Source organism: Bradyrhizobium genomosp. III (assembly GCF_000261705.1).
In the GTDB taxonomy this organism is placed as follows: domain Bacteria; phylum Pseudomonadota; class Alphaproteobacteria; order Rhizobiales; family Xanthobacteraceae; genus Bradyrhizobium; species Bradyrhizobium ottawaense.
This window is the reverse complement of the sequence record NZ_AJQF01000590.1, coordinates 1-1233: the sequence shown is the minus strand read 5'-3', so window position 1 is coordinate 1233 and position 1233 is coordinate 1. Positions and strand designations below refer to the sequence as shown.

The following is a 1233-nucleotide window of genomic DNA, read 5'->3' as shown; positions in this document are numbered from 1 at the left end:
TCTGCTGGGTTGAGCTGGCCGCTTCCGGAGGGAATGACCGATGAAGACCTGGAGCTTTTGCTTTTCCCGGCCCCACGACCAGCGTCTCAGAGCCCGCAGCGGCCGGTGCCCGACTGGAGCTACATCGATAAAGAGCTCCGCCGGCGCAACGTAACCCGTCGCCTGCTCTGGGAGGAGTATCGCGCCGTTAATCCCGACGGTTTCGGGTACACGTGGTTCTGCACTACCTACGAGGCCTGGAAGGGGCGGGTCCGACCTTCGATGCGGCAGATTCATCTGGGCGGCGAGAAGGTGTTCGTGGATTTCGCCGGCGACACCATCGACATCGTCGATCCCCTGACCGGGGAAGTGCAGCCGATGAAGCTGTTCGTCGCGGCGATGGGCGCTTCGAACTACACCTACGCCGAGGCCTGCCCCAGCGAGAGCTTGGCCGACTGGATCCGGGCCCACGTCAACTTGTTCACGTTTTTGAGCGGAACGCCGACGTTCGTGGTCTGCGACAACCTCAAAGCCGCCGTCAGCAACCCCGACCGCTACGATCCCGGCCTCAATCGCACTTATGCCGAGATGGCGAGCCATTACGGCACGGCCATTCTCGCCGCACGGCCGCGGCGCCCAAAAGACAAGGCGAAGGTCGAGGTCGCGGTGCAAATCGCCCAGCGCTGGATTCTGGCCCGGCTGCGCAATCAGCGCTTCTTTTCCCGGGCCGAGCTCAACGCCGCCATCAAGACACTCGTCGACGAACTCAATGCTCGTCAAATGCGTGGCTTCGGCTCAAGCCGCGCCGAACTGTTTGCCGAACTCGACAAACCCAAGCTAACCCCGCTGCCAGATCAGCCTTATGCCTTCGCACGCTGGAAGCGCTGCCGCCTCGCTCCCGATTATCATGTCGAGGTCGACGGCCATTGGTACTCCGCGCCGTATCGTCTGATTGGCGAGCTGGTCGATGCCCGTATCGACGATCGGACGGTCGAGATCTTCCACAAGGGCCAGCGGATCGCCAGCCATGCCCGCGCGCCCAACCGACGCGGACACACCACCATCGCCGACCACATGCCCAGCGCCCATCGCCGCTACGGCAAATGGACCCCCGCCGCGGTGATCGCCGCCGGCGAGCGGATCGGTCCTTCGACAGCAGCGTTTTTCCAGGCCGTGATCGACGCCCGGCCCCATCCAGAACAAGGCTTTCGAACCTGCCTTGGCATTCTGGCGCTCGTCAAAAGCTACGGCGCC

The 1233-nt window shown here is 63.7% G+C and carries 1 protein-coding gene; it reads left to right on the top strand.

Going from position 1 to position 1233, the window contains the following annotated elements:
* The coding region (gene istA, locus IC66_RS0142285) for an IS21-like element ISFK1 family transposase (RefSeq protein WP_038951380.1) at positions 1 to 1233 on the top strand (1233 nt) is incomplete at both ends.